The following is a 12,567-nucleotide window of genomic DNA, read 5'->3' on the forward strand; positions in this document are numbered from 1 at the left end:
GATGGAATGCGATTAGTTAAAGTCACGAGTGATAATATCCATGTATATACCAACCTAGCACAAGCGTATGAAGCTGAGTTTTCGTTAATTATGGGCAAAAAACCTGATAAAAATGGGCTTTTTCCTTTAGACACTCAGCTGGGTGGGGATGTCATGGGCTATCTTTGTTATATCGATGACTTACCTGCAGGCCACGCGGCTATTGAGCATATTGCTCACGATCACTTTGATATTTGTGATTTTTATGTAGCTCCGGTTTTTCGTCAGCAACAAACAGGGCGTCAGTTTGCGTCATTATTGTTTGAAATGCTGCGCGGAAAGTGGGAAATAAAGCAGGTAGAAGGCGCTGAACATGCAACGAAATTTTGGCGTCGCGTCGTAAACGAGTATACTGCTGGCCATTACAGAGAAGATCAGTATCAATGCCCTCGTTGGGGATTAGTGACTAGGCAATGTTTTGATCATAAGTTGCCGTGATAATGACACTGGTCAGAACAATAATAATTGAGTGAGATTTAGGAGTTTCAATGGCGGTTCGAGAAATAATTACGATTCCAGACCCAAGACTAAAAAAAGTATCAAAACCCGTTAAAGACTTTGATGCAGTGCAAGGCGTGATTAACGATCTGTTAGATACACTGTATTCAACCAGTAATGGCATCGGCCTTGCGGCACCACAAATCGGAGCTGAAGAAGCCGTTGTTGTCATTGATTTGTCTAAGGAACGTAATGATCCGCTAATCCTTGTTAACCCTGTGGTTGAAAGTGGTGAAGATAAGGTAATGGGTGAAGAAGGCTGCTTATCTGTGCCTGATTACTATGAGAAAGTGGAACGTTTTGGCAAAGTGGTTGTTAAAGCACAAAACCGTAATGGTGAGGCAATTACGGTGGAAAGCGATGAATTTTTGGCTATTGCGATGCAACATGAGATTGATCATCTTAAAGGTAATCTGTTTATTGATTATCTTTCTCCATTGAAGCGCAAAATGGCACTGAAGAAAGTTAAAAAATATGAGCGAGAAATGAAAAAGCAGCACGAGAGCGCTGAGTAATTTCTCGATCACTTGAGGAAAACTGTGCATGAAAAATTCAATGATTACCTTACTTAAAATGAGTGAAGTTCTGTATCCACAATATCACCAAGCTTGGATTGAATTGCAGGAAGAATGCGAACATTATGCTCATCAAATTAAAGGGGTAACATTGAATGAAGCGGTGATGATCATGAGTGAATCACCAGTGATGCTAGAAAGGCATTCTGAAATAGAACGTGATTTCATTGAAGATATTTTAATGGAGCAGCTCAGTTCACAAACGGTGCATTGATTCCTATAGTTGCTACAAGATAGGGGAGCCATAATCGGTTCCCCTTTTTATTTACCTTGATAATGTGGGTTACTTGACGTTTTTTGGGAATAACCGCACATGCTGGCTGAGTAAAGCTACCATTATTAGTAATGGCTAATGTTATCTGGTCTATATTTATCTCAGCTAAATAAGTTTTGACTAATATCATAACGAGAGTATGCTTTCTCTATGTATTAATAGGAGATTGAAATGGATTCATTAGCAGTAGATGTGGCTACGATGCGCGATAGCGCAGAAGAGGTTGCCGAGTTATTGAGAATAATGGCTCATCCTGAACGCTTAATGGTATTGTGCCAATTAACTCAAGGTGAAGTTGGGGTTGGTCAATTACAACAACACTCGGCGTTAAGCCAATCGGCTTTTTCTCAGCATTTAACCGTGTTGCGTAAACAGGGATTTATCAAAGCACGTAAAGAATCCCAATTGGTGTTTTATTCTTTAGCTGATCCTCGAATTGCCACTTTAATAATGAATCTACAAGATTTGTTTTGTCCGACCGATGATCGATAGAGATTTAAGGATACTAATATGACGACAATGTATTGGTGGTCATTTGCTGGTGGTGTTTTGCTCGGAATATCAGCACTTCTATTGCTTTTGATGGATGGCAAGATTGCAGGCATCAGTGGAATAGTTACCCGAGCGATTAAGCCACAAAAAAATGATGCGCTTTGGCGTTATCTTTTCCTATTTGGCTTAATTGTTGGTGGTTGGCTTGGCCTACATTCGTCGGTAGGACGAATTCCAAGCGTATTCGGGGGTAATACCATGCTCTATATTACTGCCGGCGTATTAGTTGGTGTTGGAACGCGACTAGGCAATGGTTGCACTAGTGGCCATGGTATTTGTGGTATGGGTCGTTTATCCGTTCGTTCCATTGCTGCGACCTGCACATTTATGCTGGTTGGTGCCGTGGTGGTATTTATCTGGCAACACCTGGTAGGAGCCTAATATGCGTCCGATTCTATTTGGTTTATCTGCCTTATTTTCAGGCTTACTGTTTGGTTTAGGTATGGCCGTTTCAGGTATGGCTGATCCTAAAAAAGTGATCGCTTTTCTTGATGTGTTTGGCGCTTGGGATCCAAGCCTAATCTTTGTGATGGGTGGCGCTCTGTTGGTCTTTATGCCCGGCTATTTTTTTATTGTTAAAAAGCGCCAGCAACCCGTGTGCGCCGCTAAATTTAACGTGCCGACAAGTACCCTCATTGATGGTCGCCTACTCGGTGGTGCAGCTATCTTTGGCGCTGGATGGGGATTAGCTGGTATATGTCCAGGCCCTGCTATCGCGAGCATTACGGCAGGTAACCCAGATATCTTCTATTTTATTATTGCCATGGTTATTGCTCTTGGGGTGACTCACTCGATTGTTGAGCACATTGACGGTCGAAAATAATGACTGTTATTGTCACTGTTTACGCTGGATCGTGACTTGAATTGGGCAGTGATCACTTAATTGATAACGCTGAACATCTTTTTTGGTATAACGCTTTTGTTCAATATGGACCGCTTTCAACGTTGGGCTTGCCACGACATGATCGATCAGAGTTCGATATTGAATGAGTTTGGTTGAGCGGGCACTTTTGCGCGCATAGCAACGGCTTGTCACTTTTTGTGTGAGCAGTCGGCTTTTGGTTCCTTGTTTTATCTCCTCCCATATCGCATCACGCTTTAAGGCTAAGGCGTGATTGAAATCTCCCATCACAATATATGCCTGATGATTTCTTTCCTTTTCTGTAATCCACAGATTAATGCTATCAGCTTGCTGTATCAAACGTTTACAGCTTGTTTTATAAGCGTGGATGCGATAAGAACATCCCGCCTTAAGATGGACAGAAAGAAGGTGAATCGGCTGTTTAGAGTTTGGATAAAGTACGATATAGGTAGCAAACCTCAGTTTTGAGTAGTGGTTACTGTTTGAGTTAACGTCTTTTAATTCAATATCTTGTGGATCTGAAAACGGAATACCACGGCGAACGGCAAATCCAGTGAATTGATTAATGTCGGAGTAGTGTTGTGAGGCAAACCGGCTCTGTGCACGATCAGAAAATATCACTTGATAATGATTGGAGATGACTTTTCTTAAGGCGTTTATGTTATCGACTTCTTGAAATGCCAGGACATCAGGCGTGTGTTGCGTGAAAAAGGAACGCATTGCCGCATAATCTAAGTTGTTGCGTTTGGGGCCGGGGGTATCTTGCTTTGTGGTTAACCACTGCATATTCCAAGTTTGCAATGCGAGCGTTGAACCACAATAAGCTACAGAACTCAAGCCAAAATACAGTAAGCAGGCGGTTAAAATTGTACGCTTTTTCATCATGTTATTCCGTTCGTAAAATTCACTCACGTCGTAGACTTGACCCTATCAGGGATTGCTAAAAATCAATAGCTATAGCGTACTTTTTTGGGAGTTACACAGTTATTTTTCTTTTTGAGATCTCGTCAAAATTTATCGCCGTATCCTTGTTCAGCATGGCGGGTTATTTGATCTAAATCAAAACGGAAAGGCGGGGTTGAGCGTTAAATACAGCCACAAGATGTAGTATGTAAAATAAATACAAAGGCCCATATCGTGTATTTGTGGATAACTCTGTGAGTATGCTGGGTAAGGAGATTAAAGGTGAAACCTATCGTAATCAAACGTGATGGATCAGAGGCCCCATTTGACCGGGATCGTATTCAAGCAGCCGTAGAAAGTGCTGCGGATCATATCACGAACGATGTCGCTATATACGCGTTAAATGTAGCGTTAGCAGTAGAAGAAAAATGCAAAGGTTACGATCAGGTCGCTATCGCCGAGATCCAAACAATGGTTGAAAATGAGCTAATGCAAGGCCCATTTAAAACTTTGGCTCGTTCTTATATTGAATACCGTCACGATCGCGATATCGCGCGTGAAAAACAGAGCTCTTTAACGAAAGAGATAGAAGGCTTAATACAAGAAAGCAACGCCGATTTATTGAATGAAAATGCCAATAAAGATGGAAAAGTGATCCCGACCCAACGTGACCTGTTAGCAGGAATTGTGGCAAAACATTATGCCAAAACCCATATCTTGCCACGTGACGTTGTAAACGCACATGAAGCAGGTGATATTCACTATCACGATTTAGATTATGCGCCATTCTTCCCGATGTTTAACTGTATGTTGATTGATCTAAAGGGAATGTTGACTGGCGGATTTAAAATGGGTAACGCCGAAATCGAAACGCCAAAATCGATTTCAACAGCAACAGCGGTGACAGCTCAAATCATTGCTCAGGTAGCAAGCCATATCTACGGTGGCACAACCATCAACCGCATTGATGAAATCTTAGCTCCTTACGTTAAATCAAGTTATGACAAGCATCTTAAAGTGGCTCTTGAGTGGGATATCCATGATCCGAATGCTTTTGCTGAAGCGCGCACTGAAAAAGAGTGTTTTGATGCGTTCCAATCTCTCGAATATGAAGTCAACACATTACATACTGCCAATGGTCAAACTCCATTTGTGACATTAGGCTTTGGGTTAGGCACATCTTGGGAATCTCGTTTAATTCAAGAATCTATCTTGAAGAACCGTATCGCTGGTTTGGGTAAAAACCATAAAACAGCCGTATTCCCTAAATTGGTATTCGCGATTAAAGCTGGCTTAAACCAAAAACCGGGTGAGCCAAACTATGATATCAAACAGTTAGCCCTTGATTGTGCAAGCAAACGTATGTACCCAGATATTCTTAGCTACGATCGTGTCGTTGACGTAACGGGATCATTCAAAACACCAATGGGCTGCCGCAGCTTCTTAAATACCTACGAAGAAAATGGTGAGTTGATCCATGATGGTCGTAATAATTTAGGGGTTGTCAGTGTCAACTTGCCTCGTGTTGCGCTTAAAGCAAAAGGGGACATTAAGCGTTTCTACTCTATTTTAGACGACACACTAAAAGTGGCACGCCGAGCGCTGGATACTCGTATTGCTCGTTTAGAAAATGTGAAAGCTCGTGTTGCTCCGATCCTTTATATGGAAGGGGCATGTGGTGTCCGTTTAAAAGCAGAAGACTCGGTGGCTGAAATCTTCAAAAATGGCCGTGCTTCTATCTCATTAGGTTACATTGGGATTCACGAAACTATTAATGCGCTGTTTGGCCAAAAACACCATATTTACGACGATGCAGAGCTGCGCCAAGTGGGTGTCGATATTGTGCAGCGTTTACGTGATGCCGTCGATGCGTGGAAAGAAGAAACCGGATATGGCTTCAGTTTGTACGCGACGCCAAGTGAAAACTTATGCAACCGTTTCTGTCGTATTGATGCAAAAGAATTTGGTGTAGTAGAAGGCGTGACGGACAAAGGTTACTACACAAATAGCTTCCACTTAGACGTAGAAAAAGAAGTTAACCCATACGATAAAATTGATTTTGAAATGCCGTATCCAACCATGTCGAACGGCGGGTTCATTTGCTATGGCGAGTTTCCGAACATGCAGCGTAACATCGAAGCGTTAGAAAACGTTTGGGATTACGCTTATGATCGCGTGCCATATTACGGAACCAATACTCCTATCGATGAATGTTATGAATGTGGTTATACCGGAGAATTTGACTGCACCAGTAAGGGGTTTGTTTGTCCTAAATGTGGCAACCATGATCCTGAGAAAGTTTCCGTTATCCGCCGCGTATGTGGGTATTTAGGTAGCCCAGATGCACGACCATTTAACTTGGGTAAGCAAGAAGAAGTCAAACGTCGAGTAAAACACTTATAAGTTATGAATTACCACAAATATTATCCGATTGATGTGGTGAACGGTCCGGGAACACGCTGTACTCTGTTTGTTTCCGGCTGTGAACATCAGTGCAAAGGATGTTACAACAAAAGCACTTGGCGACTCGATTCTGGTTTTCCATTCACTCAAGAATTGGAAGACCATATCATTGAAAATCTCAATGATACGCGAATTAAACGCCGTGGCTTATCGCTTTCGGGTGGCGATCCATTGCATCCACAAAACCTTGATGGAATCTTGCATCTCGTACAGCGTGTACGTCATGAATGTGAGGGTAAGGATATCTGGATCTGGACAGGGTATGAGCTTGCCACACTCACTCCCGCTCAACGTCAAGTCGTCGATTTAATCGACGTGTTAGTTGATGGAAAATATGAAGAATCGCTGCGCGACCCTGCTTTGTTGTGGCGTGGTAGCAGCAACCAGATTATTCATGAGTTAAAATCCTAAATAACGGTTTGGTTTTCACTGTTGCAGTGGTAAGTTGTGGGTCATAATTTGTTTTTATCACAAGGTCGTGACCCACAATGTTTTCTCATCTTCCTACTCCCACGCTAGACACTATCATTTCGCTTTCTGCGGCTTACAAAAAAGATACCCGAGCAAATAAAGTTGATCTCGGGATCGGTGTTTATAAAAATAGTGACGGTGTCACTCCAATTATGCGAGCGGTACAGCAGGCGCAAGATATTGTGGTTGCCTCGCAAACGACTAAAGCTTACGTCGGTATTGCAGGTTGTGAAGAGTTCAACCAAAGCATGGTTGATTTGGTGCTAAAAGGTACCTCTGCGTACGAACGTGTTGCCACTATTCAAACCCCTGGTGCCAGCGGTGGTTTGCGTATGTTTGCCGATTTAATTCACTTTGCTCAGCCAGATACTACGGTGTGGCTCACAAATCCAAGCTATGTAAATCATGCACCTATCATGGAAGCAGCAGGTTTACGTGTTAAGTACTACGCTTATTTTAATCCGGTAACGAAAACAGTCGACACTGAGGCGATGTTGCGAGATTTGGCGCAAGCGGGGCCGAACGACGTTGTGCTATTACACGGCTGTTGTCATAACCCAACGGGTGCCGACATGAGTTTGGATGCTTGGCAATCGGTAACAGAGCTTGCACAAGCGAATGGATTTATGCCATTTGTTGATGCTGCTTATCTTGGTTTTGGTGATAGTTATGAGCAAGACGCCGCTGGGTTGCGTTTTATGGCCGATAACGTAGATGAGATGATGTTGACCGTGTCTTGCTCTAAAAACTTTGGTTTGTATCGTGAGCGTACGGGGGCAGCAATGGTGATTGGTAAAAATGTCACTGAAGCTGGTAATGCAAAAGGGAAACTGCAAAATTTAGCTCGAGCTTCTTATACCATGCCACCCGATCATGGTGCGGCGCTTGTCAAAACCGTGTTACAAGATGACAAACTAACGGCAATTTGGCAGCAAGAGTTGGTTGAAATGCAGCAACGTTTGTTAAGCCTTCGTCAAACATTATGTCGGGAGTTGAGAAATACGTACAATACGGCACAATTTGATTTTATTGAGCAACATAAAGGTATGTTCACCGTGTTAGGTTTGTCACCACAACAAATGACTCGTTTACGTGAAGAGTTCGCGATTTATGGGGTGACTGATGGGCGAATTAATGTCGCTGGCCTGACTGAAAGTGATATACCTTATGTTGCAGAGTCAATCATGAAAGTGTGTTAAGTTTTTAGCAGTTTTATTAGGTGAATGAATGAAACAACAATTGAAGTTCCTGGTTCCGTTATTACTCAGTGGTGGTTTGATGGCTTGTGCAACGCCTCACCAAGATAAGGTGCCTGATAATCAAACAACATCAAAGCCTGCTGATACTGCTGCAAAGACGACAGAAGCGGTTAATGCACCAAAAGCAGAAACACCGAGCAAAAAGCCCACAGCAGTGACACCAAAAGTGGAAGGTAAAAAGCTGAGTGATGGCAAGTTAATCTTAGGTTCTAAAGAGTGGGTACATATTCCTAGCTTAAAAGATAACTTTGATTCTCGTATCGATACCGGCGCAACCACCTCTTCTATCAGTGCTGTGGACATTGTGCCATTTGAACGTGATGGAAAAGATTGGGTTAAATTTAAGATTGAGCACGAAGGTGTGAAGAGTGAAGAGGTTAGCTTACCGGTTGATCGCTGGGTTCGAATTCGTCAATCTACGAATGAGAAAGGTGTGCGTCGCCCAGTGGTAAAAATGTGGGTAGAAATTGGTGACTTGAAAGAACAAACCGAATTCACGCTAGCGGATCGTACACATCTAACGTTCCCATTACTCCTTGGCCGCAGCTTTTTTAAAGATGTCGCCGTTGTTGATGTGAGCCGTAAATACATTCAAGGTAAAAACATCAAGAAGTAAACGTAGCTCGTTGAATTAAACAATACCAAAATGAAAAACCTCAATAGTCGAATACCGATTATTGAGGTTTTTTGTGCCTATCGCAAATTATCCGTTTTAAACTGGTTGTAAACCCACCGAACGTTCCCTTTTGTGTAGGAATGACACGAGAGTTTTGCTATAAATATATGCAAGCTGTTGATATTCCTCTCTATGTGTTTTTATTAATAATGGCGGTAGCGTGATTATAATAAAAATACTGTATATTTAACCAGTATTTGATTTTTGTCGTGTGGATGACTTATACAGAACAAATCCGTATATCTCCTTCCTGTGGATAAAATCAAATGCTAAGGTGTTGTTTTAACGGTGTTTGAGATGACGTTAAGGGGGAGGGGAAAAGATATTATACAGACCCTTTCCCATAGAATGGTTCAGTATAATAACTGTTATACATTGGAGTATAGATTTGGAATCCCATAAAAAAAATTGTGACTGTGTTATTTGCAAAAACAAGATAGATACACAGATTCCAGAAGAACTGATAATGGAAATATTAAGTGGAAAAGTTACTTTTTTCACTGGAGCTGGTATTAGTACTGAATCACCAATGGTTCTAAACATCAATTTTTATCAAGAAGTTGCAAGAGAAATTGATGCAATTGATAAAGGTTGGAGCTTCCCTAAGTTAATGCAGGAGTTTTGTAAACAGCCGAACGGACGGATGAAACTATTACAGATGCTTCGTTCTCGGTTTAAAACGATTGATTCATTTCCTGAATTACAAAATTCAGCTACATCATTTCACAAGTCTATTGGGACGCTTTATTCTGTGAGAAATATTGTTACAACCAACTGGGATACGTACTTTGAAGATTTTTCTCATTCAACTCCTTTTGTCTTAGATAGTGATTTGGCTTTTTGGGAAGTGGCTGAACGCCGAGTTCTAAAAATCCATGGTTCTATTGATAATCTCTCAACTGTAGTAGCTACTGAGGACGATTATTCGGAATGTACAAAGCGTTTAAATGAAAAACTTATAGGAGGCATGTTAAAAACAATATTGGCAACCCAAACAGTTATCTTTGTGGGTTATTCAATGAGAGATAGTGACTTTCATGAAATATATAGTTTGGTTAAAGAACAAATGGACTTGTTACATCGACAAGCATATGTGGTAACGCCATTCAAAGATGAAGCTAAACGATTTGAAGACGCAGGGCTAATACCGATCATAACTGATGGAACATATTTTTTAGAGTTAGTTAAAGATGAAGCTGTAAATCAAGAGCTTATGTTACCAGACCTATCTTATATACTTTCATCTATAATGTTGAGTAATTTTGAAGATGAACATTTTGAATTAAGTAAAAATGTTCGCAATACTGAATGTCCCGAAGTTATATATGTAGCTTGTTATCAAGATGGTGTAATACATGCACTTCAAAGAATAGAGAAGAACAAATATTCTGGTGAGTATTCACATCCATGCCGACTCGCTAAACTAATTGAGAAGTATGAAGAAATCCTTTCGGAAAAAAGAAAATCTAAAAACTATTCAGGTGTTGCTTATATCGAGGGGTATATCAGAGGTCTAGTTTATCATTTAAATAGTAGTTTTGAAGATGATGATTACGAAATTCCAAAATATTTTGCTTTTGGTAATAAAAGCGAGTTGTATTCTTTCGATGAGTTTATGAATTTTGTTAAATTAAATCCTAAAGCACATAAAACGTCATTTAAACAAGCTAACCAATATTTAAAGTCATTAAATGAACCTGATAATGTTGTAATTCACCATCCGCCTTGGCTCTAATGTATAACAATCCAATTCAATGGACGCAATTAAGTTTTGGCGGTTGTGGTTTAAAGTTTTTTAAACGCTTCGGTTACAGCGCCATGCGCAATTGATTGAAGCGTTATGCTGCCAAACAATCAGGTGATCACAATTGATTCTAGAAGTACACAATACGATAAAGATTGATAACGATAAATTTCCAACAATAGAGGAGTATTATGGCTTTTCTGTTGATGAATCGATTAAATCAATTATTCGTAATTTTAATGGTCGAGTTGTAAATCAAAACGGAAAATCTCCGTTGTTGTCATATAAACTTGATGATGGTAGTGAGATAAATGATGTTATTGAAGCCGTTTTTGATGAAAATGAAATAATTGAGCAATTTGAATGCATAAGTTATTTGGAACAGTTTAAAGAACATTTTGAACTCGATGATTCTTACGTTGAATGCAATACATTATTGCCACTAATGGAATTAGGTAGTGGTGTTTTATATATATCGATAAGTGGTGAAAATAAGGGAGTTTTATATGCTGTTGACAATGGTGATTTTGGTATAACTAAGTTGACAATTTTACTTAATCAAATCAGCTTTCGAGTTGTCAAAACAGCATAACAAAGCAAATCAATGGACGCTTAACGCTTCGGTGTTTGTTGTTTTAGGTTTTAAATGTGCTGCAGCATTTGTGAAAGCGCCACTGTTTGCGGCGTTAGATGCAAAAGGAATAATTACAACGTGGAACATTTCCTACCTCAATCATTTCGAGAATTGCTTGGTGCGCTAACGATAATTGTAGCCATTTTGTTCTCATTTATAAGCATCATTAAATCCAGCAGGGAGCACTGCTTAAGGGCGACCGGTTTATTTCTATTAGCTGGTATCGTACTGTTCGCGAATGATGCGTGGGCATACTTTGCATCAGTATTTATTTTTGGGACTGCAATAACCCAGCTGGAATTTTTACAGAATTTGGCAGCAATAATTAGGGGAAGCAAAGAATACTTCGATTATCAAAAAGAATTTTTATCCCAGTCTGAAATAGAGAAAACTATCGAAAATGATGTACGAGAGAGTGAAGAGGCAGCATCAAAAGAAAAAGCGTCCGGAGATAAAGAATTTAAGATCAGTATATCGCCATCAAATCTCTCTCCAGGTCAATTTGGTTTAATTGTTGAGGAGTATGCCTTTAAGTTCCTCGAAAGAAGATTTGAGAAGCCTATTGAAAGGCATGTTAGACTTCATGGTAAAACATTTACGGCTGAATTCGACGGCATCATGCAAGACCACGGCATTTCTAGAGTTTTCGAAATAAAAACCACTAGGTCTGGTTTGTATCCTAGGAAAATTCTTGTTGAACACGTAAAGAAAATGGCTGAAGCAGTTGCGAGGTATAAAGAAGCAACCAAGAAGAATGCCATACTTAATGTTGTTCTAATTGGCGACTTCAGTGAAAACTTTAACAAAAGACTCAGGGAATGTAAGGAAGAAATAAAGAGCGACGAAAGTGGCGTTGAAATTATATTTGAAACTTTTACATTTGAAGACATAGGCGTTGATGAAATTTTAAAAGCATCTAACAACACGCCCTGAGATGGACAACAAGTAAAATTTTAGCCATTTAATGCGTAAGTGAGAAGCTGTGATCCCTTTGCTTTTAAAGACTCTAAATACTTAGTTTCGTCATACGGTGTACTGNTTTTCCAGCATCGAAAAGCAATTCTAATCCACTTAAAAGCGAGTGCTCTTATCGCTGTATTATGTGGTTTCCCTTTTTCGATTTGTTGCTGATAAAACGCTTTTGCCCAAAATGAAAAACGGACAGAAAGCCCAGCCCATTCGATAAACGTTTGTCGCAAGAATTTAGGACAACAGTATCGCCAGTGAGTCCATGATTTTTTCCCACTGCGTTCAATCACAGGAGCAATACCAGCATATTTTTGTAGCTCAGCGGCATTATTGTATCGTTGTCTGTTAGTCCCAAATGCGACGAGTAATCTGGGAGCTAATTGAGGGCCAGCACCAGGGAAGCTATCGAAAATAGCACGGTCTTTTTGGGCTTTGTAGCGTTGTTTTATGTCTTTATCAATGGCGGTAATAGCTCTGATGAGCAGGCGTAATTGTTCGATACAGATGATAACCATGAGCGTGTTTGGGGCAATAATGCCTTGGTCTTGAGTGAGCGTCACTGCCGATCAGGGCAAACGCATGAAACCCCTTGGTTTTAAAGGCCTGTAGAAAAGGTTATTTTTGAAGAGTCGCTCAGTTTACCATCAT

At 40.5% G+C, this 12,567-nt stretch carries 15 protein-coding genes; 13 read left to right on the forward strand and 2 right to left on the reverse strand.

Annotation, left to right across the window (positions count from 1 at the left end; all coding sequences use genetic code 11):
- The first annotated feature begins 6 nt into the window (after nucleotides 1-6).
- From F9817_RS11310 to F9817_RS11335, 6 genes are all read left to right on the forward strand, one after another.
- Nucleotides 7-477, forward strand: coding sequence for a GNAT family N-acetyltransferase (locus tag F9817_RS11310; protein ID WP_161155557.1), 471 nt, complete (start codon nucleotides 7-9; stop codon nucleotides 475-477).
- A gap of 50 nt (nucleotides 478-527) precedes the next feature.
- Entirely contained in the window at nucleotides 528-1,052 is a 525-nt protein-coding gene (gene def / locus F9817_RS11315) for a peptide deformylase (protein ID WP_161155559.1), read from the forward strand.
- A gap of 28 nt (nucleotides 1,053-1,080) precedes the next feature.
- Nucleotides 1,081-1,326 (forward strand): hypothetical protein, encoded by a 246-nt coding sequence (locus F9817_RS11320; protein ID WP_161155561.1) that lies wholly within the window; start codon nucleotides 1,081-1,083, stop codon nucleotides 1,324-1,326.
- A gap of 231 nt (nucleotides 1,327-1,557) precedes the next feature.
- Nucleotides 1,558-1,878, forward strand: a complete 321-nt coding sequence (locus F9817_RS11325; RefSeq protein ID WP_161155563.1) for an ArsR/SmtB family transcription factor — start codon at nucleotides 1,558-1,560, stop codon at nucleotides 1,876-1,878.
- 18 nt (nucleotides 1,879-1,896) lie between these two features.
- Nucleotides 1,897-2,319, forward strand: a complete 423-nt coding sequence (locus F9817_RS11330) for a YeeE/YedE family protein (protein WP_161155565.1) — start codon at nucleotides 1,897-1,899, stop codon at nucleotides 2,317-2,319.
- Between the two features lies 1 nt (nucleotide 2,320).
- Nucleotides 2,321-2,761, forward strand: a complete 441-nt coding sequence (locus F9817_RS11335) for a YeeE/YedE family protein (RefSeq protein WP_161155567.1) — start codon at nucleotides 2,321-2,323, stop codon at nucleotides 2,759-2,761.
- A gap of 12 nt (nucleotides 2,762-2,773) precedes the next feature.
- Here the strand turns inward: F9817_RS11335 and F9817_RS11340 are convergent, their stop codons facing one another.
- A complete protein-coding gene (locus tag F9817_RS11340; RefSeq protein ID WP_161155569.1) occupies nucleotides 2,774-3,685 on the reverse strand; it encodes an endonuclease/exonuclease/phosphatase family protein in 912 nt (303 codons plus the stop codon).
- Between the two features lie 300 nt (nucleotides 3,686-3,985).
- Here F9817_RS11340 and nrdD point away from each other — a divergent pair, with 300 nt between their 5' ends.
- The 7 genes from nrdD to F9817_RS11375 all read left to right on the forward strand — a co-directional run bounded on the left by nrdD (nucleotide 3,986) and on the right by F9817_RS11375 (nucleotide 11,883).
- On the forward strand, nucleotides 3,986-6,106 hold the full coding sequence (nrdD, locus tag F9817_RS11345; protein WP_161155572.1) for an anaerobic ribonucleoside-triphosphate reductase: 2,121 nt from the start codon (nucleotides 3,986-3,988) through the stop codon (nucleotides 6,104-6,106).
- A 3-nt stretch (nucleotides 6,107-6,109) separates the two neighbouring features.
- Nucleotides 6,110-6,577 (forward strand): anaerobic ribonucleoside-triphosphate reductase-activating protein, encoded by a 468-nt coding sequence (gene nrdG, locus F9817_RS11350; RefSeq protein WP_161155574.1) that lies wholly within the window; start codon nucleotides 6,110-6,112, stop codon nucleotides 6,575-6,577.
- A 77-nt stretch (nucleotides 6,578-6,654) separates the two neighbouring features.
- Nucleotides 6,655-7,836: an amino acid aminotransferase gene (locus F9817_RS11355; RefSeq protein ID WP_161155576.1), complete on the forward strand. Its 1,182-nt coding sequence runs from the start codon at nucleotides 6,655-6,657 to the stop codon at nucleotides 7,834-7,836.
- 28 nt (nucleotides 7,837-7,864) lie between these two features.
- Nucleotides 7,865-8,512, forward strand: coding sequence for an ATP-dependent zinc protease family protein (locus F9817_RS11360; RefSeq protein WP_161155578.1), 648 nt, complete (start codon nucleotides 7,865-7,867; stop codon nucleotides 8,510-8,512).
- A 448-nt stretch (nucleotides 8,513-8,960) separates the two neighbouring features.
- A complete protein-coding gene (locus F9817_RS11365; RefSeq protein WP_161155580.1) occupies nucleotides 8,961-10,307 on the forward strand; it encodes an SIR2 family protein in 1,347 nt (448 codons plus the stop codon).
- A gap of 133 nt (nucleotides 10,308-10,440) precedes the next feature.
- Nucleotides 10,441-10,908 (forward strand): hypothetical protein, encoded by a 468-nt coding sequence (locus F9817_RS11370; protein ID WP_161155582.1) that lies wholly within the window; start codon nucleotides 10,441-10,443, stop codon nucleotides 10,906-10,908.
- Nucleotides 10,909-11,028: 120 nt separating this feature from the next.
- The gene (locus tag F9817_RS11375) at nucleotides 11,029-11,883 is read left to right on the forward strand and encodes a hypothetical protein (protein WP_161155584.1); all 855 of its coding nucleotides are present in this window, start codon (nucleotides 11,029-11,031) and stop codon (nucleotides 11,881-11,883) included.
- 20 nt (nucleotides 11,884-11,903) lie between these two features.
- Here the strand turns inward: F9817_RS11375 and F9817_RS11380 are convergent, their stop codons facing one another.
- Nucleotides 11,904-12,434, reverse strand: coding sequence for a transposase (locus F9817_RS11380; RefSeq protein WP_237476234.1), 531 nt, complete (start codon nucleotides 12,432-12,434; stop codon nucleotides 11,904-11,906).
- Nucleotides 12,435-12,567 lie beyond the last annotated feature (133 nt).

Source organism: Vibrio eleionomae (assembly GCF_009874545.1).
Lineage (GTDB): Bacteria > Pseudomonadota > Gammaproteobacteria > Enterobacterales > Vibrionaceae > Vibrio > Vibrio nitrifigilis.

What these genes read in the sequence shown, in the direction of transcription:
- F9817_RS11310 (WP_161155557.1), top strand. Translation starts at nt 7, where the DNA reads ATGCGATTAGTTAAAGTCACGAGTGATAATATCCATGTATATACCAAC.
- def (WP_161155559.1), top strand. Translation starts at nt 528, where the DNA reads ATGGCGGTTCGAGAAATAATTACGATTCCAGACCCAAGACTAAAAAAA.
- F9817_RS11320 (WP_161155561.1), top strand. Translation starts at nt 1,081, where the DNA reads ATGAAAAATTCAATGATTACCTTACTTAAAATGAGTGAAGTTCTGTAT.
- F9817_RS11325 (WP_161155563.1), top strand. Translation starts at nt 1,558, where the DNA reads ATGGATTCATTAGCAGTAGATGTGGCTACGATGCGCGATAGCGCAGAA.
- F9817_RS11330 (WP_161155565.1), top strand. Translation starts at nt 1,897, where the DNA reads ATGACGACAATGTATTGGTGGTCATTTGCTGGTGGTGTTTTGCTCGGA.
- F9817_RS11335 (WP_161155567.1), top strand. Translation starts at nt 2,321, where the DNA reads ATGCGTCCGATTCTATTTGGTTTATCTGCCTTATTTTCAGGCTTACTG.
- F9817_RS11340 (WP_161155569.1), bottom strand. Translation starts at nt 3,685, where the DNA reads ATGATGAAAAAGCGTACAATTTTAACCGCCTGCTTACTGTATTTTGGC.
- nrdG (WP_161155574.1), top strand. Translation starts at nt 6,110, where the DNA reads ATGAATTACCACAAATATTATCCGATTGATGTGGTGAACGGTCCGGGA.
- F9817_RS11355 (WP_161155576.1), top strand. Translation starts at nt 6,655, where the DNA reads ATGTTTTCTCATCTTCCTACTCCCACGCTAGACACTATCATTTCGCTT.
- F9817_RS11360 (WP_161155578.1), top strand. Translation starts at nt 7,865, where the DNA reads ATGAAACAACAATTGAAGTTCCTGGTTCCGTTATTACTCAGTGGTGGT.